The organism is Saccharothrix sabaoui, assembly GCF_051756985.1.
Lineage (GTDB): Bacteria > Actinomycetota > Actinomycetes > Mycobacteriales > Pseudonocardiaceae > Actinosynnema.
This window is the reverse complement of the sequence record NZ_JBPKJK010000085.1, coordinates 5,140-31,075: the sequence shown is the minus strand read 5'-3', so window position 1 is coordinate 31,075 and position 25,936 is coordinate 5,140. Positions and strand designations below refer to the sequence as shown.

1 protein-coding gene and 1 pseudogene are annotated in these 25,936 nt (G+C 77.4%); both read left to right on the top strand.

What is annotated here, in order from left to right:
• The first annotated feature begins 5 nt into the window (after positions 1-5).
• Entirely contained in the window at positions 6-20,981 is a 20,976-nt protein-coding gene (locus ACR807_RS24560) for an SDR family NAD(P)-dependent oxidoreductase (protein ID WP_438923755.1), read from the top strand.
• Positions 20,978-25,936, top strand: a pseudogene (locus ACR807_RS24555) (type I polyketide synthase); the annotation flags it as partial. The gene ACR807_RS24560 and the pseudogene ACR807_RS24555, both read left to right, overlap by 4 nt.

Below are 25,936 nucleotides of genomic sequence, written 5' to 3'. Positions count from 1 at the left end.
ACCCGGTGAACGAGAACAAGCTGCGCGACTACCTCAAGCGCGTGACGGCCGACCTCCGGCGCGCGAAGGCGCGGCTGCGGGAGGTCGAGGCCGGTGCCGGCTCCGGGGAACCGCTCGCGGTCGTCGCCATGGCCTGCCGCTACCCCGGCGGCGTGCGCAGCCCCGAGGACCTGTGGCGGCTGGTCGTCGACGGGGTGGACGCGATCACCCCGTTCCCCGCCGAACGCGGCTGGCCGGGCGGCGGCAGCGGCGGGTTCCTGGACGACGTCGCCGGGTTCGACGCGGACCTGTTCGGCATCTCGCCGCACGAGGCGCTCGCGATGGACCCGCAGCAGCGGCTGCTGCTGGAGACCACGTGGGAGGCGTTCGAACGCGCCGGGATCGACCCGACCTCGCTGCGGGGCAGCCGGACCGGCGTGTTCGCCGGCGTGATGTACCAGGACTACTCGGCCCGCCCGCTGGCCGTGCCCGATGAGGTGCGGCCCTACCTGGGCCAGGGCAACTCGGACAACATCGCGTCCGGGCGCGTCGCCTACGCGTTCGGCCTGGAGGGGCCGGCCGTCTCGATCGACACCGCCTGCTCGTCGTCGCTGGTCGCCGTCCACCTGGCCGGGCAGTCGCTGCGGTCGCGCGAGTGCGACCTGGCCCTGGCCGGCGGCGTCATGGTGATGTCGACCGACGCCGCGTTCGCCGAGATGGCCACCCAGGGCGGACTGGCCGCCGACGGCCGCTGCAAGTCGTTCTCCGCGTCCGCCGACGGCACCGGTTGGGGTGAGGGCGTCGGCCTGCTGCTGCTGGAACGCCTCTCCGACGCCCGCCGCAACGGGCACCCGGTGCTGGCCGTGATCCGCGGGTCCGCGGTGAACTCGGACGGTGCCAGCAGCCGCCTCACCGCGCCCAACGGGCCCGCGCAGCAGCGGCTGATCCGCGCCGCCCTGGCCGTCGCCGGCCTCGCGCCGTCCGAGGTGGACGTGGTCGAGGCGCACGGCACCGGCACCCCGCTGGGCGACCCGATCGAGGCGCAGGCGCTGCTGGCCACCTACGGCCGCGACCGGGAACGGCCGCTGCTGCTGGGCTCGCTGAAGTCGAACATCGCGCACACCCAGGCCGCGGCCGGCGTCGGCGGCGTGATCAAGTTGGTGCAGGCGATGCGGGCGGGCGTCGTGCCGCCGACCCTGCACGCCGACGTGCCGACGCCCGCGGTGGACTGGTCGGTGGGTGACGTGCGGCTGGTGACGGCGGCCGAGGAGTGGCCGGACACCGGCCGGCCGAGGCGGGCCGCCGTGTCGTCGTTCGGCGTGAGCGGCACCAACAGCCACGTCGTGCTCGAACAGGCGCCCGCCGAGGACGACGCCGAGGACGACGCCGAAGATGTCGCCGAGGAGACCGACCTCGCCGGTGCCCACGGGGCCGGCTCCCCGGTGGCGTGGGTGCTGTCCGGCCGCACCGAGGCCGCGCTGCGCGCGCAGGCCGGGCGGCTGGCGGACTTCCTCGCCGACCGGCCCGCGCGGCCCGCCGACGTCGCGCACTCGCTGGCCACCACCCGGGCCGCGCTGGAGCACCGCGCCGTGCTCGTCGGCACGGGGCTCGCCGAACTCCGGACCGCGCTGGCCGACCTGGCGGCCGGCTCGCCGTCCGCCGACGCCGTGCGCGGCGTGGTCGCCGGTGACCCGCCGGACGTCGTGTTCGCCTTCCCCGGGCAGGGCACCCAGTGGCCCGGCATGGCGCTCGACCTGCTCGACACCCACCCCGTGTTCCGCGACCGCCTGACGGCCTGCGCCGACGCGCTCGCCCCGCACGCGGACTGGTCGCTGACCGACGTGCTGGGCGACCCGGCCGCGCTGGAGCGGGTGGACGTCGTGCAGCCCGCCCTGTTCGCCGTCATGGTGTCGCTGGCCGCGCTGTGGGAGTCGTTCGGCGTCGTGCCGTCCGCCGTCCTCGGGCACTCGCAGGGCGAGATCGCCGCCGCCGTCGTCGCCGGCGCGCTGTCCCTGGAGGACGGCGCGCGGGTGGTCGCGCTGCGCAGCCGCGCGCTGCGCGTGCTCAGCGGCGCGGGCGGCATGATGTCCGTGGCGCTGCCCGCCGCGGAGGTGCGCGACGCGCTGCCCGCCGGCCTCGCCCTGGCCGCGGTGAACGGACCCTCGTCGGTCGTGGTCTCCGGCGACCCGGTGGCGCTGGCGGGGCTGCGCGACGAGCTGCACGGCCGGGGCGTGCGGGCGACCGTGCTGCCGGTGGACTACGCCTCGCACTCCGCGCACGTCGAGCGGATCGAGCGCGACCTGCTCGACGCGCTGGACGGCGTGGCCCCGACCTCCTCCGACGTCGCGTTCTACTCCTCGGTGACCGGCGGCCTGATCGACACCGCCGCCCTCGACGCCGCCTACTGGTACCGCAACCTGCGCGGCACGGTGGAGTTCGAGGCCGCGACCCGCGCCGCGGTGGCGGACGGGCACGGCGTGGTGCTGGAGGTCGGGCCGCACCCGGTGCTCACCTCGGCCGTCCAGGACACCGCGGGCGAGGTGGTGGCCCTGGGCTCGCTGCGCCGCGACGACGGCGGCCCGCGCCGCGTGCTCACCACGCTGGCCGAGCTGCACGCGGCGGGCGTGGCGGTGGACTGGGCGACGGCGCACGCCCCGCACGCGCCCCGCCGGGTCGAGCTGCCCACCTACGCCTTCCAGCGCCGCCGCTACTGGCTGGAGACCGCGCCCGCGACCGGTGACCTGCGCGCCGCCGGCCTGGCCCGCCCGGACCACCCGCTGCTCGGGGCCGTCGTGTCGGTCGCCGACGGCGACGGCGTGCTGTTCACCGGGCAGCTCGCCCGCCGCACCCACCCCTGGCTGGCCGACCACGTCGTCGGCGACACCGTGCCGCTGCCCGGCGCGGCGCTGCTGGAGCTGGCCGTCCGCGCCGGTGACCAGGTCGGGTGCGGCCGGGTGGAGGAGCTGACCCTGGAGTCGCCGCTGCTGCTGCCCGACGACGGCCCGGTGACGATCCAGGTGGCCGTGGGCGCGCCCGACGAGCGGGGACGACGCGCCCTGTCGGTGTTCGGCCGCACCGGCGACGACGACTGGACCCGCCACGCCGGCGGCGTCCTCGCCCCGGAACCCGCCGCACCGCCCCCCGTCGAGGAGGCGTGGCCGCCCGCCGGGGCCGAGCCGCTCGACGTGACCGGCCTGTACGACGATTTCGCGGCTGTCGGCTTCCACTACGGACCGGCCTTCCGCGGCCTGCGGGCGGCGTGGCGGCTGGGCGGGGACGTGCTCGCCGAGGTCGAGCTGCCCGAGGAGCACCGCGGCACGGCCGCCGCCTACGGCCTGCACCCGCTGCTGCTCGACGCCGCCCTGCACGCCTCGGGCGCCGGGTCGGCCCCGGCGGGCTGGCTGCCGTTCTCGTGGTCCGGCGCGGTGCTGCACGCCTCGGGGGCGACCGCCCTGCGGGTCCGGCTCACCCCGGCCGGGCCGCACGGCTTCGCGCTGGAGGCGCGGGACGACGCCGGCGCGCCCGTGCTGACCGTCGACGCGCTGCTGCTGCGACCGGCCCCGGCCGGTGGCCTGCGGACCGGCCGCGACCCGCTGCGCGACGCGTTGTTCCGCCTGGACTGGGTGCCGCTGCCCGACCCGTCCCCGGCCGGCGACTGGGCCGAGCTGCCGGACGTGGCGGCCGACGCGGTGCCGCCGCCCCTGGTGGTCGCCCGGCTCCCGCACCGGATCGGCCCGGTGGACCTACCCGCCCCGGCGGACCCGCTCGCCCCCGCGGCCCCGGCGGCCCCGGCTGGCTCGATGGCCGCCCGGCTCCCGCGCCCGATCGACCCCGCTGGTCCCGCCGACCTGGCCGACCCCGCCGATCCGGCGGCCCCGACCGACGTGGCGGCTGCCACGCACGAGGCTGTGCGCTCCACCCTCGACCTGCTCAAGCGCTGGCTGGCCGACGACCGCTTCCGCGGTTCCCGGCTCGTCCTCGTCACCCACCGCGCGGTCGCGGCCGGTCCCGACGAGGACGTGCTCGACCTGCCCGCCGCCGCCGCGCGCGGCCTCGTCCGGTCGGCGCAGTCCGAGCACCCCGACCGGTTCGGCCTGCTCGACACCGACGGGGACCCCGGGCCGGGGCTGGGCGCGTTCGGCTCCGGTGAGGACCAGGTCGTCGTGCGCGGGGGAGCGGTCCTCGTCCCGCGCCTGGCCCGGACCCCCGCCGGACCGCGCCCCGACTGGACGCCCGGGGGAGCGGTCCTGATCACCGGTGGCACCGGCGTGCTCGGCGGGCTCGTGGCCCGGCACCTGGTGACCGCGCACGGCGTCCGCCGCCTCGTGCTGGCCGGTCGTCGGGGCGGGGCCGCCGACCTGGTCGCCGAACTGGCGGCCCTCGGCGCGACCGCCACCGTCGTGGCCTGCGACGTCGCCGACCGGGCCGCGCTCGCCGCCCTGCTCGCCGAGCACCCGGTCACCGCCGTCGTGCACGCGGCCGGCGCGCTGGACGACGGCGTGGTCACCTCGCTGACCGCCGACCGGCTCGGCCCGGTGCTGCGGCCCAAGGTGGACGCCCTGGTGCACCTGGACGAGCTGACCCGCGACCTCGACCTGTCCGCGTTCGTGCTGTTCTCCTCGGGGGCCGGTCTGCTCGGCGGCCTGGGGCAGGGCGCCTACGCGGCGGCCAACGCGTTCCTCGACGCCTTCGCGCAGCACCGCCGGGCCCGCGGCCTGCCCGCGTCCTCGATCGCCTGGGGGCTGTGGGAGACCCGCACCGGCCTCACCGCGCACCTCGACGACGCCGACCTGCGGCGGGTCGCCGCGTCCGGCCTGCCGCCGCTGCCCACCGACCTGGGCCTCGCGCTGTTCGACGCGGCCGCGGACGCCGGACCCGCGTTCGTGGCCGCGCTGCCGGTGGACCTCGCCGCGCTGCGCGACCAGCCGGTCGCGCCGCTGCTGCGGAACCTGGTCCGCGCGCCCGTGCGCCGTCCCCGCGCCGCCCTGGCCGGGGCCGAGGAGGGGTTGGCGCGCGAGCTGGCGGCGCTGCCGCCCGACCGGCGGGTGCGGCTGCTCACCGACACCCTGCGCGGGCACGTCGCCGCCGTCCTCGGGCACGGCTCGGCGGCCGACGTCGACCCCCGCCGCGCGTTCCGCGACCTGGGCTTCGACTCGCTGGCGGCGGTGTCGCTGCGCAACCGGCTGGGCGTCGCCACCGGCCTGCGGCTGCCCGCGACCCTGGTGTTCGACCACCCGTCCCCGGCGGAGCTGGCCGCGCACCTGCTCGCCCTGCTGTCCGACGCCCCCGCCGCCGCGCCGGTCGCGCCCGCGACCGCCCCGCGCCCCGTGGACGACGACCCGGTGGTCGTGGTGGCGATGGGCTGCCGCCTGCCCGGCGGCGCGGACGGCCCCGAGGAGTTCTGGCGGCTGCTGGTCGACGAGGTCGACGCTGTGTCGGGGTTCCCGCGCGACCGCGGCTGGGACGTCGACGGGCTCTACCACCCCGACCCCGACCACCCCGGCACCACCTACACGCGCGAGGGCGGGTTCCTCACCGCGCCCGCCGACTTCGACCCCGCGTTCTTCGGCATCTCCCCGCGCGAGGCCGTCGCCACCGACCCGCAGCACCGGCTGCTGCTGGAGGTCGTCTGGGAGGCGTTCGAACGCGGCGGCATCGACCCGGGGGAGTTGCGCGGCAGCGACACCGGCGTGTTCGCCGGCGTGATGTCCAACGACTACACCCTGCGCCTGGACCGCGTCCCGGAGGAGGCGGTGGACTTCGTCGGCATCGGCAACTCGCCCAGCGTCCTGTCCGGCCGCGTCTCCTACACCTTCGGCTTCCAGGGACCCGCGCTCACCGTGGACACGGCGTGCTCGTCGTCGCTGGTGGCGGTCCACCTCGCGGCGCGGTCCCTGCGCCAGGGCGAGTGCTCGCTCGCCGTGGCGGGCGGCGTCACGGTGATGTCCACGCCGCTGCTGTTCGTGGACTCCAGCCGCCAGCGCGGCCTGTCCCCGGACGGCCGGAGCAAGGCGTTCGCGGCGGCGGCCGACGGCGTCGGCATGTCCGAGGGCGCCGGCGTGGTGGTGCTGGAGCGCCTGTCCGACGCGCTGCGGCGCGGCCACCCGGTGCTGGCGGTGCTGCGCGGCAGCGCGGTCAACCAGGACGGCGCGTCCAACGGGCTGGCCGCGCCGAACGGGGCCGCGCAGCGCCGGGTCATCCGGCGGGCGCTGGCCGACGCGGGCCTGCGGCCGTCCGAGGTGGACGTCGTGGAGGCGCACGGCACCGGCACCCGGCTCGGCGACCCGATCGAGGCCCACGCTCTGCTCGCCACCTACGGGCAGGACCGCGACCGGCCGCTGTGGCTGGGGTCGGTGAAGTCCAACATCGGGCACGCCCAGGCCGCCGCCGGCGTCGCCGGGCTGATCAAGGCGGTGCTGGCCCTGCGGCACGGGACGCTGCCGCGCACCCTGCACGTGGACGCGCCCACCCCGGAGGTGGACTGGTCGTCCGGCGCGGTGGAACTGCTGACCGGGGCGCGCGAGTGGGCGCGGGACGGGCGGCCCCGCCGCGCCGCGGTGTCGTCGTTCGGCGTGAGCGGCACCAACGCGCACGTCATCGTCGAGGAGTTCCCCGAACCGGCGCGGCCCGCGACCCCCGCCGGCGGCCCGGCCGCGTGGCCGCTGTCCGCCCGCACCGCCGACGCCCTGCGCGCACGGGCGGCCGACCTGCGCGCGCACGTCGACGGGCACCCCGACCTGGCCCCGGCCGACATCGCGTTCACGCTCGCCGCCGGGCGCGCCGCGTTCGACCACCGGGCCGTGGTCGTCGGCGACCGGGACGACCTGCTGCGCGGCCTGGCCGCGCTCGCCGACGACCTGCCCGACCCGGCCGTCGTGACCGGTCGCGCGGGCCGCTCCGGGACCCGCCCGGTGTTCGTCTTCCCCGGCCAGGGCTCCGAGTGGGCCGGCATGGGCCGCGAGCTGGCCGCCGCGCACCCGGTGTTCGCGGCGCGGCTGCGCGAGTGCGACGAGGCGTTCCGCCCGCACACCGGCTGGTCGGTGCTCGACGTCCTGCACGGGGCGGACGGCGCGCCGGCGCTGGACCACACCACGGTGGTGCAGCCGGTGCTGTTCTCGGTGATGGTGTCGCTGGCCGCGCTGTGGCGCTCCTGCGGCGTCGAACCGGCCGCCGTCGTGGGCCACTCGCAGGGCGAGGTCGCCGCGGCCGTCGTGGCGGGCGCGCTGCCGCTGGCCGACGCGGCCCGGCTGCTCGTGCTGCGCAGCGAGCTGCTGGCCGGCGAACTGGTCGGCAAGGGCGTCATCGCCGTCGTCGCGCTGCCCGCCGACCGGGTGCGCGAGGACCTCGCGCCGTGGGGCGACCGGGTCGTCGTCTCCGGGGTCAACGGTCCGGGCGCGACCTCGGTCTCCGGGGAGACCGACGCCGTCACCGCCCTGGTCGCCGCCTGGCGGGCCGCCGGGGAACGGGCCCGCGTCGTGCCCGCCAGCGCCGCCACGCACAGCCCCCAGGTCGACCCGGTGCGGGGACCGCTGCTCGACGCCCTGTCCGGGCTGCGCCCCACCGACGGGGACGTCACCTTCTGCTCCGCGGTGACCGCCGGACCGCTCCCGGGCACCGCCCTGGACGCCGGGTACTGGTTCGAGAACGCCCGCCGGCCCGTCGACTTCGCCGGCGCGGTCCGGCGGCTGCTCGCCGACGGGCACGACCTGTTCGTCGAGTGCAGCCCGCACCCCGCGCTGGTCTCGGCGGTGGTCGAGATCGCCGAGGACGCCGGGGCCGAGGCCGTCGCCGTCGGCTCCCTGCGCCGCGACCGGGGCGGCCTCGACCGGTTCCTCGCCTCCGTGGCCGAGCTGCACGTGCGGCGCGGCCCGGTCGAGTGGGCGCGCGTGCTCGACCTCGCCGCCGCCCGCCGCGTCGAGCTGCCGACCTACCCCTTCCAGCGGCGGCGGTACTGGCTGGAGTCCGCCCGAGCCGCCGGCGACGTCCGGTCGGTAGGGCAGGCCGAGGCCGATCACCCGCTGCTCGGCGCGGTCGTCGCCCTGGCCGGGCAGGACGGCCTGCTGCTGACCGGGCGGCTGTCCACCGCCACCCACGGCTGGCTGGCCGACCACGCCCTCGGCGGCACCGCCCTGCTGCCCGGCACCGCGTTCCTGGAGCTGGCCGTCCGCGCGGGCGACCAGGTCGGCTGCGGCCGGGTGGAGGAGCTGGTGCTGGAGTCGCCGCTGCTGCTGCCCGAGCGCGGCGCCGTGGCGGTGCAGGTCGTCGTCGGCGCGCCGGACGGGACGGGCGCGCGCACCGTCGACGTGCACGCCCGCCCGGACGACGCGCCCGACTCCCCCTGGACCCGGTACGCCTCCGGCGTCCTGCTGCCCGACGCGCCCGCGCCCGCCACCGACCTCGGCGACTGGCCCCCGCCAGGGGCCGAGCCGGTGGACGTGGCCGCCCACTACGCGCGAGCCGAGGGCACCGACCACGCCTACGGCCCCGCGTTCCGGGGGCTGCGCGCGGCGTGGCGGTCCGGCGACGAGGTGTTCGCCGAGGTCGCGCTGCCCGACGACCTGGCCGGGGACGCGGGCGCGTTCGGCCTGCACCCCGCGCTGCTGGACGCCGCCGTGCAGGCCACCGCGTTCGGCGACTTCTTCGCCGGCGACGACCGGTTCCGGCTGCCGTTCTCCTGGTCCGGCGCGTCCCTGCACGCGGCGGGCGCGACCGGTCTGCGGGTGCGGGTCCGCGCCGCCGGGCCCGAGGCCGTCTCGCTGCACGCCGTGGACGCCTCCGGCGCGCCCGTCGTGTCCGTGGACTCCCTGGTGGCCCGGCCGTTCACCAGCCCGCTCAGCCCGCACGACGCCGTGCTGCGCGACGCGCTGTTCCGCGTCGAGTGGTCCGCGACCACCGCGACCACCGCGACCACGGCCGCCGTCGCGGTCGTCGGCGACGGCCTCACCGTGCCCGGCGCCCGCCGGCACGCCTCCCTCGCCGAGGCGGTGGACGCCGACGTCGTGCTGCTGGCCCCGACCACCGGGGACGTCCGCGCGCGGTTGGCGCACGTCCTCGACGCGCTCCGCGAGTGGCTGGCCGACGAGCGGTCCACCGCCTCCCGCCTGGTCGTGGTGACCCGCCGGGCCGTGGCCACCGACGTGGACGACGACGTGGACGTGGACGGCACCCCGGTGTGGGGCCTGGTCAGGTCGGCCCAGTCCGAGCACCCCGGCCGGTTCGGGCTGCTCGACGTGGACGGCGGCGAGGCGCCCGTCCCGGGCCCGGCGGAACCGCAGCTCGCGGTGCGCGGCGGCGTGCCGCTCGCGCCGCGCCTGGTCCGCGCCGCGACCGGCGGACGCCTGGTGCCGCCCGCCCGGCACCTGCCCTGGCGGGTCGGGCACACCGGCCGCGGCACGCTGGAGGGCCTGGCCGTGACCGCCCTGCCCGACGCGCCCCCGGCCGCCGGCGAGGTGCGGATCTCGGTGCGTGCGGCGGGCGTGAACTTCCGCGACGCCCTCAACGCGCTCGGCATGATGCCCGCCGGGGCCGCCGGCCCGCTCGGCGTGGAGGGCGCGGGCGTGGTCGTGGCGACCGGCCCCGGCGTCACCGACCTCGTGCCCGGCGACCGGGTGTTCGGCGTCTTCCACGCCTTCGGCACCACCGCCTCGGTGGACCGGCGGCTGGTCGCGCCGATGCCGGCCGACTGGTCGTTCGAGGAGGCCGCGACCGTGCCCGCGGTGTTCCTCACCGCCTACTGCGGCCTGGTGGACGTCGCCGGCCTGCGGGCGGGCGACTCGGTGCTCGTGCACGCCGCCGCGGGCGGTGTCGGCATGGCCGCCGTGCAGCTGGCCCGGCACCTCGGGGCCGAGGTGCACGGCACGGCGAGCCCGGCGAAGTGGCCCGCCACCGGCCTGGACGACGCGCACCTGGCGTCCTCGCGCACCCTGGACTTCGCACCGCGGTTCCTGGCCGCCACCGGCGGGCGCGGCGTCGACGTCGTGCTCAACGCCCTGGCCGGCGACTTCGTGGACGCCTCGCTGCGCCTGCTGCCGCGCGGCGGCCGGTTCGTCGAGCTGGGCATGACCGACGTGCGCGACCCCGCCGAGGTGGCGCGCGCCCACCCCGGCATCCGGTACCGGGGGTTCGCGCTGGGCGAGGCGGGCCCCGAGCGGACCCAGGAGGTGCTGCGGGAACTGCTCGCCCTGTTCGCGGCGGGCGCGCTGCGACCGCTGCCCCGGCGCGCCTGGCACGTCACCCGCCTGCCCGACGCGCTGCGGCACATCGGGCAGGCCCGGCACGTCGGCAAGGTCGCCGTGCGGCTGCCCCGCCCCTGGGACGCCGGCGGAACGGTGCTGATCACCGGCGCGACCGGCGCGCTCGCCGGGCACGTCGCCCGCCACCTGGTCGCCGGGCGCGGCGCGCGGCGCCTGCTGCTGCTCGCGCGCACCGCGTCCACCGCCACCGGCCTGCGCGACGAGCTGACCGCGCTCGGCGCGGACGTGGTGCTCGCCGACTGCGACGTGGCCGACCGGGACGCGCTGGCCCGCGTGCTCGCCGACGTGCCCGCCGAGCACCCGCTGACCGCCGTGGTGCACACCGCCGCCGTCCTCGACGACGCCCTCGTCACCGACCTCACCCCCGAGCGGCTGGACGTCGTCCTGCGCGCCAAGGTCGACGGCGCGCGGCACCTGCACGACCTCACCGCGCACCTGGACCTGGCGGCTTTCGTGCTGTTCTCCTCCGGGGCGTCGGTGTTCGGCAGCCCCGGGCAGGCCGGCTACGCGGCGGCCAACGCGTTCCTCGACGGCCTCGCCCAGCACCGCCGGGCCCGCGGCCTGCCCGCGTCCTCGATCGCCTGGGGCCCGTGGCGGGACAGCGGCGCGGGGTCCGCCCTCGACGACACCGCGATCGAGCGGATGCGCCGCTCCGGCGTCCGCGCCCTGCCCACCGCGGCCGGTCTCGCCCTGTTCGACGCCGCCGACTGCCTGGACGAGGCGCTCGTCGTCGCCGCCTCGCTGGACACCTCCGCCCGCGCGGACGCCGACGTGCCGCCCCTGCTGCGCGGGCTGGTCGCGGTGAAGCGCCGGCGCAGCGACGGCGGCGCGGACACCGACCTGCCCGCGTTCGCGCGCGGGCTCGCCGCGCTGACCACGCCGGAGGCCGACCGGCTGCTCACCGACCTGGTCCGGTCGAACGTCGCCGCCGTGCTCGGGCACGCCTCCGCCGACGCCGTGGCCGCCGACACGGCCTTCCGGGACCTGGGCGTCGACTCGCTGACGGCGGTGGAGCTGCGCAACCGGCTGGCCGCCGCGACCGGTCTGCGACTGCCCGCGACGCTGGTGTTCGACCACCCGTCGGCCGAGCGGCTCGCCACCCACCTGCGCGTCACCGCCCTGGGCACCGCCGCCCCGGGAGCGTCCGGGCGCACGGCCCCGCCGCTGGTCCGCGCCGCCACCGACGACGACCCGGTCGTCATCGTCGGCACCGGCTGCCGCCTCCCCGGCGGCGTGCGCACCCCCGACGACCTGTGGGACCTGCTGCACGCCGGCGCGGACGCGGTCGGCCCGCCGCCCCCCGACCGGGGCTGGGACCTCACCGCCCTCTACGCCGGCTCCGGCCTGGCGGCGGAGGACCGGGTCGCCGGGGGCGCGTTCCTGCACGGCGCGGGCGACTTCGACGCGGACTTCTTCGGCATCTCGCCGCGCGAGGCGCTGGTGATGGACCCGCAGCAGCGGTTGCTGCTGGAGACCTCGTGGGAGGCCCTGGAACGCGCCGGTATCGACCCGACCGGCCTGCGCGGCTCGGCCACCGGCGTGTTCGTCGGCCTGAGCAGCCACGACTACCTGATGCTGGTGGCCCGCTCGGACGAGGCCGCCTCCGGGTTCGTCGCCACCGGCAACTCCGGCAGCGTCGCGTCCGGCCGCATCGCGTACGCCCTGGGGTTGGAGGGCCCGGCGGTGACCGTGGACACGGCGTGCTCGTCGTCGCTGGTCGCGATGCACCTGGCGGCGCAGGCGCTGCGGTCCGGCGAGTGCTCGATGGCCATCGCCGGCGGCTCGACCGTGCTGGCCGCGCCCGACGGGCTGCTGGAGTTCGGCCGGCAGGGCGGCCTCGCCGCAGACGGCCGGAGCAAGGCGTTCAGCGACCGCGCGGACGGGTTCGGCGTCGCCGAGGGCGTCGGCGTGGTGCTGCTCGAACGGCTCTCCGACGCCCGGCGGCTCGGGCACCCCGTGCTGGCCGTCGTGCGCGGTTCGGCGGTGAACCAGGACGGCGCGTCCAACGGCCTGACCGCGCCCAACGGGCCGTCGCAGGAACGCGTGATCCGGCAGGCGCTGGCCGTCGCCGGCCTCGACCCGGCGGATGTGGACGCGGTGGAGGCGCACGGCACCGGCACCCGCCTGGGCGACCCGATCGAGGCCGGCGCGCTGCTGGCCACCTACGGCCGTGACCGCGAACGCCCGCTGTGGCTGGGGTCGCTCAAGTCGAACATCGGCCACACCCAGGCCGCCGCGGGCGTCGCGGGCGTGCTGAAGGTGGTGCTGGCGCTGCGGCACGGGGTGCTGCCGCGCACGTTGCACGTGGACGAGCCGACGTCCGAGGTGGACTGGTCGTCGGGTGCGGTGTCGCTGCTCGCCGAGCCGGTGCCGTGGCCGAGGTCGGCGCGACCCCGGCGCGCGGGCGTGTCGTCGTTCGGCATCAGCGGCACCAACGCGCACGTGGTGATCGAGGAACCGCCTGCCGCCGACGAGCCCGCCCTGCCGGCGGCCGGGGCGGTGCCGTGGGTGCTGTCCGCCCGAAGTGCGGACGGGCTGCGCGACCAGGCGCGGCTGCTGGCCGCCCGGGTGACGGGCTCCGACGACCTGAACCCGGCGGACGTCGGCTACTCGCTGGCGGTCGGGCGCGCGACGTTCACCCACCGGGCGGTGGTCGTCGGGCGCGACCGGGAGGAACTGGTGGCCGGGCTCGCGTCGATCGCCTCCGGTGGGTTCGGCGCGGGGGTGGCGAAACCCGATGGCCGGGTGGTGTTCGTGTTCCCGGGTCAGGGTTCGCAGTGGGTCGGGATGGGGCTCGGTCTGCTGGGGTCTTCGGTGGTGTTCGCGGAGCGAATGGCGGAGTGCGGGCGGGCTTTGGAGCCGTTCGTGGATTGGTCGTTGCGTGAGGCTCTGTCCGATGAGGGTTTGTTGGCTCGGGTTGACGTGGTGCAGCCGGTGTTGTGGGCCGTGATGGTGTCGTTGGCGCATGTGTGGCGTTCGGCCGGGGTTGAGCCTGCTGTTGTGGTGGGGCATTCGCAGGGTGAGATCGCGGCGGCGGTGGTGGCGGGTGCCCTGTCGCTTGAGGACGGTGCGCGGGTTGTCGCGTTGCGGAGTCGGGTGATCGGTCGGTTGGCGGGTCGTGGCGGGATGGTGTCGGTCGCGGCGTCGTTGGTCGAGGTCGAAGGGCTGCTCGGTCAAGGGTTGTCGGTTGCGGCGGTGAACGGGCCGGGGTCGGTGGTGGTGTCGGGTGAGTCCGCCGCCTTGGATGAGTTCGTTGCCCGTTGTGGGTTCAGTGTTCGGCGGATCGCGGTGGACTACGCGTCGCACTCGGTGGTGGTGGAGGAGATCCGCGAGGAATTGGCTGAGCTGTTGGACGGTGTGACGCCGTTGACGCCCACGGTCCCGTGGCGTTCGACGGTGGCGGACGAGGTCGTGGCGGACGCTGACTACTGGTACCGCAACCTGCGGGAGCGGGTTCAGCTCGACCGGGTGGTCACGGGGTTGGTCGAGGACGGGTTCGGGGTGTTCGTCGAGCCGAGTCCGCATCCGGTGTTGGTGCCGGGTATCGAGGAGACGGCGTTCGGGTTGGGGCGGGAGGTGGTGGTCACCGGGACGTTGCGGCGCGACGACGGCGGCCGGGAGCGGTTGCTGGAGGCCGCCGCGCGGGTCTGGGTCAACGGCGTCCACGTCGACTGGGCGAACGTGATCGGCGGCGGTGAACGGGTCGAGTTGCCGACCTACCCGTTCCGGCGCGAGCACTTCTGGCTGGCACCGCAGCACCGGGACCGGACCGGGTCCGTGATCGACCGGTGGCGCTACCGCGTGGCGTGGCGGCCCCTGACCGCGCGACCGGCCGCGCGCGCCACCGGCACGTGGCTGGTCGTCGTGCCCGCCGGGTGCCGGGAGCCGTGGGTGGACGGCGTGCACGTCGCCCTCACCGGCATCGGGGCCACCCCGGCCACGGTGGAGGTGCCCGCCGACGTCGACCGGGCCGGGCTCGCCGCCCTCCTGACCGCCGACACCCCCGTGACCGGCGTGCTCTCCCTGCTCGCCCTGGCCGGCGGGCGGCACCCCGGGCACCCGGCGCTGCCGTCCGGGCTCGCGCTGACCACCGTCCTGCTCCAAGCGGTGCTGGACGCCGGGCTCGACGGCCCGGTGTGGTCGCTCACCGGGGACGCCGAGACCGACCCGGCGTCCGCCGCCGTCTGGGGGCTCGGTCGGGTCGCCGCGCTCGAACACCCCCGCCACTGGGGCGGCCTGGTCGAGCTGCCCGGGACGTGCGACGACCGCACGGCCGCGTTCCTCGGCCAGGCGCTCACCGCGGGCGGCGGCGAGGACCAGTTGGCCGTGCGCGACTCGGGCGTGCTGGTCCGCCGCCTGGTGCGCGCGTCGGCCGCGCCGTCGCCGGAGCGGCGGACGTGGCGGCCCACGGGCACGGTGCTCGTCACCGGCGGCACGGGCGCGGTCGGCCCGCACGTCGTGCGCCTGCTCGCCGAGGCCGGTGCGGAGCACGTCGTGCTGCCCAGCCGGCGCGGCACGGTCCCCGACCTCGACCTGCCGGGCGTGCGCGTCACCGCCGTCGCCTGCGACGTCGCCGACCCGGTGGCGGTCGCCGCGCTGGTGCGGGGGCTGGCCGACGCGGGCACGCCGGTCCGCGCCGTCGTGCACGCCGCCGCCGCCATGGAACTCGGGTCGCTGGCCGACACCTCGCTCGGCGACCTCGCGCGCGTCTTCGACGCCAAGGCCAGGGGTGCCGAGCACCTCGCGGACGCCCTCGCCGACACCGACCTGGACGCCTTCGTGCTGTTCTCCTCCATCGCGGGCGTGTGGGGGAGCGGCGACCACGGCGCGTACGCCGCCGCCAACGCCTACCTGGACGCCTTCGCGCACCGCCGCCGTGCCCGGGGGCAGGTCGCGACCTCCATCGCGTGGGGCGTGTGGGACTCGCCCGGCTTCACCGACGACGTCGTGCTGCCCGGCGGCCTGGACCTCGCGCGCCTGCGCCGCCGGGGCCTGCCGTTCCTCGACCCCGCCGTGGCCGTCGACGCGCTGCGGCGGTGCCTGGACGACGACGAGACCGCCGTGGCCGTCGCCGACGTGGACTGGCCGCGGTTCGTGGACGTGTTCACCTCCGCCCGCTGGTTCCCGCTGTTCTCCGAGATCCCCGAGGTGGCGGCCGGGCGCGCCGACGAGCCGGCGGCGGAGACCCCCGACCTGGTCCGCCGCCTGGCCGCGCTGGACGCCGCCGGGGCCGAGCGGGCGCTGCGGGACGTCGTGCGCGCCCAGGCCGCCGAGGTGCTCGGCCACGCCGACGACGACCTCGACCCCACCCGCGCGTTCCGCGACCTCGGGTTCGAGTCGCTGACCGCCGTGGACCTGCGCAACCGGCTCAACGCCCTCACCGGGCTGCGGCTGCCCGCCGCCGTGGTGTTCGACCACCCCACGGTGACCGACCTGGCCCGCCACCTGCGCGAACTGCTGCGCGGCGACCCGTCCGCGCCCACCCCGCCGGTGGTGGTCCGGGCCGACCCGGACGAACCGATCGCCATCGTCGGCGTCAGCGGCCGGTTCCCCGGCGGCATCCGCACCCCCGACGACCTGTGGACCGTGCTGGCCGAGGGGCGCGACGTCATCACCGACTGGCCCGACGACCGGGGGTGGGCGCTCGACGGGCTCTACGACCCCGACCCCGCCGTGCCCGGCAAGTCCTACGCGCGCCGCGGCGGGTTCCTCACCGGGTCGGGTGACTTCGACGCGGACTTCTTCGGCATCTCGCCGCGCGAGGCGTTGGCGATGGACCCGCAGCAGCGGTTGCTGCTGGAGACCTCGTGGGAGGCGTTCGAGAACGCGGGCATCGACCCGGTGACCTACCGGGGCACGCGGACCGGCGTGTTCGTCGGCTGCGCGGTCAACGGCTACACCCCGCGACCGGGCGACACGTCCGGCGTCGTGGACGGCCACTCGGTGACCGGCGGCTCCGGCAGCGTCGCGTCCGGCCGCATCGCGTACGCGCTGGGGTTGGAGGGCCCGGCGGTGACGGTGGACACGGCGTGTTCGTCGTCGCTGGTCGCGATGCACCTGGCGGCGCAGGCGCTGCGGTCCGGCGAGTGCTCGATGGCGCTCGCCGGCGGTGTGACGGTCATGGCGAACCTCGCCGGGTTCGTGGGCTTCAGCCAGCAGCGCGGCCTGGCCGCGGACGGCCGGTGCAAGCCGTTCGCGCAGGCCGCGGACGGCATGAGCATGTCCGAGGGAGCCGGCGTGGTGCTGCTCGAACGGCTCTCCGAAGCCCGGCGGCTCGGGCATCCCGTGCTGGCCGTCGTGCGCGGTTCGGCGGTCAACTCCGACGGCGCGTCCAACGGGCTCACCGCGCCCAACGGTCTCGCGCAGCGCCGGGTGATCGGTCAGGCGCTGGCCGCCGCCGGGCTCACCGCCGACGACGTGGACGCGGTCGAGGCGCACGGCACCGGCACCCGGCTCGGCGACCCGATCGAGGCGGACGCGATCCTCGCCGCCTACGGACGTGACCGCGAACGGCCGCTGTGGCTGGGATCGGTCAAGTCGAACATCGGCCACGCCCAGACGGCGGCCGGCGTGGCCGGTGTGCTGAAGGTGGTGCTGGCGCTGCGGCACGGGGTGCTGCCGCGCACGTTGCACGTGGACGAGCCGACGTCCGAGGTGGACTGGTCGTCGGGTGCGGTGTCGCTGCTCACCGAGCCGGTGCCGTGGCCGAGGTCCGACCGGCCCCGCCGTGCCGGGGTCTCCGCGTTCGGCATCAGCGGCACCAACGCCCACCTGATCATCGAGGAGGCACCGGTCGAGGGGGCACCGGTCGCGGAGCCCGTCGCCGTGCCGGAACCCGGCGTGGTGCCGTGGGTGCTGTCGGGCAGGACCGCCCCGGCGCTGCGGGCGCAGGCCGTCCGCCTGGCCGACGTCGGGGACGCGCGTCCGGCGGACGTCGGGCTGTCGCTGGCGGGTCGGTCGGCGTTCGCGCACCGGGCGGTGGTGGTCGGGCGTGGGCGGGACGAGCTGCTGGCCGGTCTCGCCGCCGTGGCCGCCGGTGACCCCGGTGTGGTGAGCGGGGTGGCGAAGTCGGACGGTCGGGTGGTGTTCGTGTTCCCGGGTCAGGGTTCGCAGTGGGTCGGGATGGGTGTGGAGTTGTTGGGTTCGTCGGTGGTGTTCGCGGAGCGGATGGCCGAGTGCGAGCGGGCTCTATCGCCGTTCGTGGATTGGTCGTTGGGTGAGGCCCTGTCCGATGAGGGTTTGTTGGCTCGGGTCGATGTGGTGCAGCCGGTGTTGTGGGCGGTGATGGTGTCGTTGGCGCATGTGTGGCGTTCGGCCGGGGTTGAGCCGTCGGTGGTGGTGGGTCATTCGCAGGGGGAGATCGCGGCGGCGGTGGTGGCGGGTGCCCTGTCGCTTGAGGACGGTGCGCGGGTTGTCGCGTTGCGGAGCAAGGTGATCGGCCGGTTGGCGGGTCGTGGCGGGATGGTGTCGGTCGCGGCGTCGCTGGCCGAGGTCGAAGGGCTGCTCGGTCAAGGGTTGTCGGTCGCGGCGGTGAACGGGCCGGAATCGGTGGTCGTGTCGGGCGAGTCCGCCGCGTTGGAGGACTTCGTCGCGCGGTGCGGGTTGCGGGTGCGCCGGATCGCGGTGGACTACGCGTCGCATTCGGTGGTGGTGGAGGAGATCCGTGAGGAGTTGGCGGAACTCCTGCGGGGTGTGACGCCGTTGACGCCCGCGGTCCCGTGGCGTTCGACGGTGGCGGACGAGGCCGTGGCGGACGCCGATTACTGGTATCGGAATTTGCGGGAGCGGGTTCAGCTCGACCGGGTGGTCACGGGGTTGGTCGAGGACGGGTTCGGGGTGTTCGTCGAGCCGAGTCCGCATCCGGTGTTGGTGCCGGGTATCGAGGAGACGGCGTTCGGGTTGGGGCGGGAGGTGGTGGTCACCGGGACGTTGCGGCGCGACGACGGCGGCCCGGACCGGCTGCTCGACGCGTTCGCCCGCGCCTGGGTGAACGGTGTGGCCGTGGACTGGGCGACCCTGACCGGCGGCACCCGCGTGGAGCTGCCCACCTACCCGTTCCAGCACGAGCGGTACTGGCCCGATGGTCCCGTGACGACCGGAACGGGTGACGTGACCGGTGCCGGGCTGCTCGACGTGGCACACCCGCTGCTCGGCGCGGCGGTGTCCCTGGCCGGTGGTGACGCGCACCTGTTCACCGGGCGGCTGTCCCTGGCCGCTCAACCGTGGCTCGCCGACCACCGGCTGCTGGGCCGGGTCGTCGTGCCCGGTGCGGCGCTGGCGGAGATCGCGGTCCGCGTCGGCGACGAGGTCGGGTGCCCCCACGTCGAGGAGTTGACCCTCGAAGCACCCGTGGTCGTCCCCGAGTCCGGCGCGCTCACCCTCCAGGTCCGGGTGGACGGACCCGGACCGGACGGCGTCCGGCAGGCGCGGCTGTACTCGCGGACCGGCGACGACGCGCCGTGGCAACCGCACGCCACCTGCGTGCTGACCCGGGACGAACCGCCGCTGCCGGACGAGTACCGCGCGCTGGCGGGGGAGTGGCCGCCGGCCGGGGCGGTCGCGGTGGACACCGGGCGGCTGTACGAGGACTTCGCCGCCGCCGGGTACGACTACGGGCCGGTGTTCCGCGGCCTCACGGCGGCCTGGCGGCGGGGTGACGAGGTGTTCGCCGAGGTCGCCCTGCCCGCCGAGCACCACGCGCGGGCCGCCGCGTTCGGCGTCCACCCGGCGTTGCTGGACGCCGCGCTGCACGCGTCCTGGCTGGAGTCGGCCGGGACCGGCGCGGTGGCCATGCCGTTCTCCTGGACCGGTCTGCGGCTGCACTCGGTCGCCGCGACGTCGGTGCGGGTGCGGCTCGCGCCCTCGGGCTCGGGCGGCACGCGGGTCCTGCTGGCCGACCCGGGCGGTGCACCGGTCGCCTCGGTGGACTCCCTGGTGGCCCGGCCGCTGCCCGACCAGGCGACCGCCCGCGTCGCCGACGCCCTGTTCGTGCTCGACTGGGCGGAGGTGCCGCCCGCGCCGTCCGCCGTCGAACCGGTGGTGTTCCGCGTCGAACCGGTCGGGGGTGGGAGCGGTGACGCCGTGCGGGTGGCCGTGCGGCGCGCGCTGGCGGCCGTCCGGGCGCGGTTGGAGCGGGACGGGACCGACGACCGGCCCCTCGTCGTGGTGACCGGGAGGGCCGTCGGCGTCGACGACGAGGACGTGCTCGACCTGCCGGGAGCCGCCGTCTGGGGTCTCGTCCGCACCGCGCAGGCCGAGCACCCCGGCCGGTTCGTGCTGGTCGACACCGACGACCGGCCCGCATCGGACGCCGTCCTCGACGCCGCGGCGGCCACCGGGGAACCCCAGGTCGTGCTGCGCGACGGCACGGTCCGCGTGCCCCGGTTGGCCCGCGCGGGCGGGGTCACCGGCACGCCGTGGACCCCGGACGGCACGGTGTTGGTCACGGGAGCGGGCGGGGTGCTGGGCGGCGCGGTCTGCCGGCACCTGGTGACCGCGCACGGCGTGCGCAGCCTGCTGCTCCTCGGCCGGGAGGGCGCGGCCGGCCCGGAGAACCGGGCGCTGGTGGACGACCTCGTCGCCCTGGGCGTCGAGGTGGTGTTCGCCGCGTGCGACGTCGCCGACCGGCGCGCGCTGGCCGAGGCCATCGGCGACCGCCACCTGACGGGCGTCGTGCACTGCGCGGGCGTGATCGACGACGCGCCGGTCACCGCCCTCACCGACGCGCAGGTCGACCGGGTGCTGCGGCCCAAGGTGGACGGCGCGCTGAACCTGCACGAGCTGGTCGGCGACGTGCCGCTGTTCGCGCTGTTCTCCTCGGCGTCCGGCACCACCGGTTCGCCGGGGCAGGCCGGGTACACGGCGGCCAACGCGTTCCTCGACGCCCTCGCCCGGCGGCGGCGTGCGCTGGGGCTCGCCGCGCAGTCGTTCGGCTGGGGCCTGTGGGCGCGGCGCGGCGCGATGACCGGCGGCCTCGACGCGGCGCGGGTGGCGCGCGGTCGCCGTGACGGCGTCGGCGAGCTGTCCGACGCGGACGGGCTCGCCCTGTTCGACGCCGTGCTCGCCCGACCCGACCGGGCACTGCTGCTGCCCGTGCGGATCGACCTGGCCGGCGTCCGGCCCGGTGAGGAGCCGCCGTTGCTGCGCGGGCTCGTCCGCGCCCGGCGGACCCGGCGGACCGCCGGGTCCGTCGCGGACGGCGACCTCCGCCACCGGCTCGCCGCGCTCGACCCCGAGGGTGCCGGGGCGCTGCTGGACGAGCTGGTGCGGACGCACGTGGCGGCCGTGCTCGGGCACGCCGGACCGGGCTCGGTCGACCCCGACCGGGCGTTCGGCGAGACCGGGTTCGACTCGATCACCGCCGTGGAGCTGCGCAACCGGCTCGGTGCGGCGACCGGGCTGCGGCTGCCACCGACGCTGGTGTTCGACCACCCGACGCCCGCCGCGGTGGCCGCGCACCTCGCCGACCGGCTCGCCCCGGCCGACACCCCCACCCCAGTGCCCGACGTCGGCGACGGCGCGATGAGCGACCGCGCCGTCCGGGACCTGCTCGGCGCGGTGCCGGTGGACCGCCTGCGGGAGTCCGGGTTGCTGGACCGCCTGCTGCGGCTCGCCGCGCCCACCACGTCCGCACCCGTGCCCGTGTCCGTACCGGTGCCCGGCGGTCCGCGCGACCTCAGCGGGCTCGACGCCGACGAACTGGTCCGGATGGCCCTGGGCGGTCCCGGCTCGCCCACCGACGACAAGTGACGGAGCGACACATGGCCGGCTCGACCGACGTCATCGTCGAGGCACTGCGGAAGTCGTTGCAGGACAACGAGGACCTCCGCGCGGAGAACCGGGCGCTGACCGAGGCCGCGCACGCCCCGGTGGCCGTCGTCGCCGCCGCGTGCCGGCTGCCCGGCGGCATCGACAGCCCCGAGGCGCTGTGGCGGCTGCTGGCGGCGGGCGACGAGACCACCGGGCCGCTGCCCACCGACCGCGGACGCCCGGTGCACGACCACCTCCGGGGCGGGTTCCTGCGCGACGCCGGGCACTTCGACGCCGGGTTCTTCGGCATCTCCCCGCGCGAGGCGCTGGCGATGGACCCGCAGCAGCGGCTGCTGCTGGAGGTGTCGTGGGAGGCGTTCGAGCGGGCCGGCCTGACCCTGCCCGCGCTCAAGGGCAGCCGCACCGGCGTCTACGCGGGCGTGATGGGTACCCACTACGCCCACCCGTCGGCCTACGACCTGCCCGAGGGCGTGGCGAACTTCGTCACCGCCGGCACCCAGGTCAACGTGGCGTCCGGGCGCCTGGCCTACGTGTTCGGCCTGGAGGGGCCGACCGTCACGGTGGACACGGCGTGCTCGTCGTCGCTGGTCGCGCTGCACCTCGCCGTCCGGGCCCTGCGAGCGGGGGAGTGCGACCTGGCGCTGGCCGCGGGCGCGACCGTGCTGCCCGACCCGGCCGCGTACCTGCTGGCCGCGTCGGCGGCGGGCGCGCTCGCCCCGGACGGCCGCTGCAAGTCGTTCGCCGCGGGCGCGGACGGCACCGCGTTCAGCGAGGGTGTGGTGGTGCTGCTGGTCGAACGGCTGGCCGACGCCGTGCGCAACGGGCACCCGGTGCTGGCGGTCGTGCGCGGTTCGGCGGTCAACTCCGACGGCGCGTCGAACGGGTTGAGCGCGCCCAACGGCCCGTCGCAGCAGCGGGTCATCGCGGGCGCGCTGGCCGATGCCCGGCTCCGGCCGTCCGACGTGGACGTCGTGGAGGCGCACGGTACGGGGACCGTGCTGGGCGATCCGATCGAGGCTCAGGCCGTGCTGGCGGCCTACGGCCAGGACCGCGCCGCGCCGCTGTGGTTCGGTTCGCTGAAGTCCAACATCGGCCACACCCAGGCCGCCGCGGGCGCGGCGGGCGTGCTGAAGCTGCTGCTGGCGCTGCGGCACGAGACCGTGCCGCCGACCCTGCACGTGGACGAGCCCACGCCGCGGGTCGACTGGACGGCGGGCGCGGTCGAACTGCTCACCGCGAGCCGCCCGTGGCCGAGGGGCGACCGCCCGCGCCGGGGAGCGGTCTCGTCGTTCGGGGCGAGCGGCACCAACGCCCACGTGGTCCTGGAAGAGCCGCCGCCCGAAGCCGCCGCAGAGCCGGGCCCGCGCCCGACCGCCGTGCCCTGGCTGCTGTCCTCCCGCACCGAACGCGGTCTAGCCGCCCAAGCCGCCCACCTCGCCGCCCACCTCGCCCCCGCCAACTCGGCCGCCCTCGCCACCACCGCTCTCGCCACCACCGCCGGCCCGGCCGCCGCCCCCGCCGATCCCGCCACCACCTCTACCGCCTACCTCGCTGCCCCTGCCCCGGCTGCCCCCGCCGCCACCACCGCCGATCCGGCCGCCGCCATCGACCCCGCCGCCATCGACCCTGCTGCCATCGACCCCGCCGATGTCGGGCACACCCTCGCCCTCCGCCGGACCCACTTCGAGCACCGTGCCGCCGTGTTCGGGGACGACCGGGTCGGCGCGCTCGACGCCCTGGCGCGCGGCACCCGTGCCGCCGGCCTCGTCACCGGCCGCGCGCGTCGGGCCGGCCGCACCGTGTTCGTCTTCCCCGGCCAGGGCTCGCAGTGGGCCGGCATGGGGGCCGACCTGCTCGCCTCGTCACCCGTGTTCGCCCGCCGCCTGGCCGAGTGCGAGGCCGCGTTCGCACCCCACCTGGACTGGTCGCCGACCGAGGCCCTGCGCGACGCCCGCCCCCTCGACACCGACGCCGTCGTCCAGCCCGTCCTGTTCGCCGTCATGGTGTCGCTGGCCGAGGTGTGGCGCGCGCACGGGCTGCGGCCGGCCGCCGTGGTCGGGCACTCGCAGGGCGAGATCGCCGCCGCCTGCGTCGCCGGGGCGCTGACCCTGGAGGACGCGGCGCTCGTCGTCGCCCGACGCGGGCGCGTGCTGGCCGCGCTGACCGGGTTGGAGGGGATGCTCTCGGTGTCCGCGTCGCCGGACGAGGTGGGCCGCCGCCTGGTCGACCGGCCCGCGCTGTCCCTCGCCGCCCTCAACGGCCCCCGGGCCGTCGCCGTCTCCGGGCCGCTGGGCGACCTGGAGGAGCTGGCCGCCGCGCTCACCGCCGACGGCGTCCGCACCCGCCGCGTCCCGATCGGCTACGCCTCGCACTCGCCGCAGGTGGACCAGGCCCGGGACCGGCTGCTGGACGCCCTGGCCGGCATCCGGCCGCGCCCGCCGCGCGTCCCGTTGCGCTCCACCGCGACCGGGCGGTGGGTGCGCGACGCCGACCTGACCCCCGCCTACTGGTTCGCCAACGCCCGCCGCCCGGTGGACTTCCTGGGCGCGGTGCGCGACCTGCTCGGCTCCGGGCACCGCGTGTTCGTCGAGTGCAGCCCGCACCCGCTGCTGGTGCCCGCCGTGCTCGACACCGCCGAGGACGCAGCCGAGAACGCAACTGAGGACACCGCCGGAAACGCCGGCGAGCACACCGCCGAGGACGTCGTGGTGGTCGGCTCGCTGCGCCGCGGCGACGGCGGCGCGGACCGCATGACCCGCTCCCTGACCGAGGCCCACGTGCGGGGCGTGCCAGTGGACTGGGCGCCGGTGTTCGCGGGCGCCCGCCCCGTCCCGCTGCCCACCTACGCCTTCCAGCGGGAGCGGTACTGGCTCGGACCGGCCGCGACCGGACCCGCCGACCTCGCCTCCGCCGGGCTGCGCCCCGCCCCGCACCCGCTGCTCGGCGCGCTGGTCGAGCTGGCCGGCGGCGGCACCGTGCTCACCGGCGTCCTGTCCCCGGCCACCCGGCCGTGGCTGGCGGAGCACGTCCTGGGCACCACCGCCGTGCTGCCCGGGGCGGCGTTCGTCGACCTGGCCCTCCACGCGGGCGGCGGCCTGGAGGAGCTGACCGTCCACGCGCCGCTGGTGCTCCCGCCGTCCGCGGCGGTGACCGTCCAGGTCAGGGTGGGCGCGCCGGACGGCGACGGCCTGCGCGAGGTCTCGGTCCACTCCCGCCACGCCGCGGCCGAGTGGACCCGGCACGCCACCGGCACCCTCTCCGCCGGCACCCTCTCCGCCGGCACCCTCTCCGCCGGCACCCTCTCCGCCGGCACCCTCTCCGCCGGCACCCTCTCCGCCGGCACCCTCTCCGCCGGCACCCTCTCCGCAGGCACCCTCTCCGCAGGCACCCTCTCCGCAGGCACCCTCTCCGCCGACCCCCGACCCGTCCCGGACGGCACGGGCGAGTGGCCGCCCGCCGGGGCCGAGCCGATCGACCTGACCGGGCGCTACGAGGACTTCGCCGCCCTCGGCGTGCACTACGGCACCGCCTTCCGCGGCCTGCGCGCGGCGTGGCGCGTCGACGACGACGTGCTCGCGGAGGTCGTGCTGCCCGGTGGCGACGCCGCCGGGTTCGGCGTCCACCCGGCCCTGCTCGACGCCGCCCTGCAGACAGTCGGCCTGCTCCCGCCGGGCGCGGTGCCGGTGGGCGGGCTCCCCTTCGCGTTCGGCGGCGTCACCGTGCACCGGTCGGGCGCGACCGCGCTGCGCGTGCGCACCCGCCCCACCGGCACGCCCGGCGAGGTGGCGGTCGAGGCCGTCGACCCCGCCGGCCACCCGGTGCTCACCGTCGAGTCCCTGGTGGTCCGCGCCGCCGCGACACCCGCGCCGGACTCGCTGTTCCGCCTGTCGTGGCCGCCGGTCCCCGCGCCCACCGCCCCCGACCGGCCGCACGTCGACCTCGCCGCGCTCGACCGGGACGGACCCGCGCCCGACGTCGTGCTGCTGTCCCTGGTCGACCGGCCGGCCCCGGACCGGTCAACCACCGACCGGCCCGGGGACGACACCCGCCGCACCGTGCACGCCGCGCAGGACGCCCTGCGCGACTGGCTCGCCGACGAACGCCTCGACCAGGCCACCCTCGTGGTCCTCACCCGCCGCGCCGTCGCCGCCGACCCCGACGAGGACGTGCCGGACCTGGCCGCCGCCGCGGTGTGGGGACTCGTGCGGGCCGCGCAGTCCGAGCACCCCGGCAGGTTCGTGCTCCTCGACGTGGACGACCCGCACCGGCCGCCGGTCGCCGCCGCCCTCGCCACCGGCGAACCGCAGCTCGCCGCCCGCGCCGGCGTGCTGCGCGCCCCCCGGCTCACCCGGGCCGCCGCCCCGACCGGCCCGCCACCCGTCCTCGACCCGCACGGCACCGTGCTCGTCACCGGCGGCACGGGGGCGCTCGGCGCGCACGTCGCCCGGCACCTGGTCACCGCGCACGGCGTCACCCGCCTCCTGCTCGTCGGCCGGCGCGGCGGGGCGGACGCGCTGCGCGCCGAGCTGACCGGGCTGGGCGCGCACGTCGACGTCGCCGCCTGCGACGTGGCCGACCGCGACGCGCTCACCGCGCTGCTCGCCGACGTCCCCGCCGCGCACCCGCTGACCGCCGTCGTGCACGCCGCCGGCGTGGTGGCCGACGGCCTCGTCGAGGACGCCGACCACGACCGCGCCGACCTCGTGCTCCGGCCCAAGGTCGACGCCGCGCTGCACCTGCACGAGGCGACCCGCGACGCCGACCTGGCCGCGTTCGTGCTGTTCTCCTCGGCCGCCGGGGTGTTCGGCAGCCCCGGTCAGGGCGCCTACGCGGCGGCCAACGCGTTCCTCGACGCGCTCGCCCACCACCGCCGCGCCACCGGCCTGCCCGCCCAGTCGCTCGCCTGGGGCACCTGGGACGTCGGGACCGGTGTC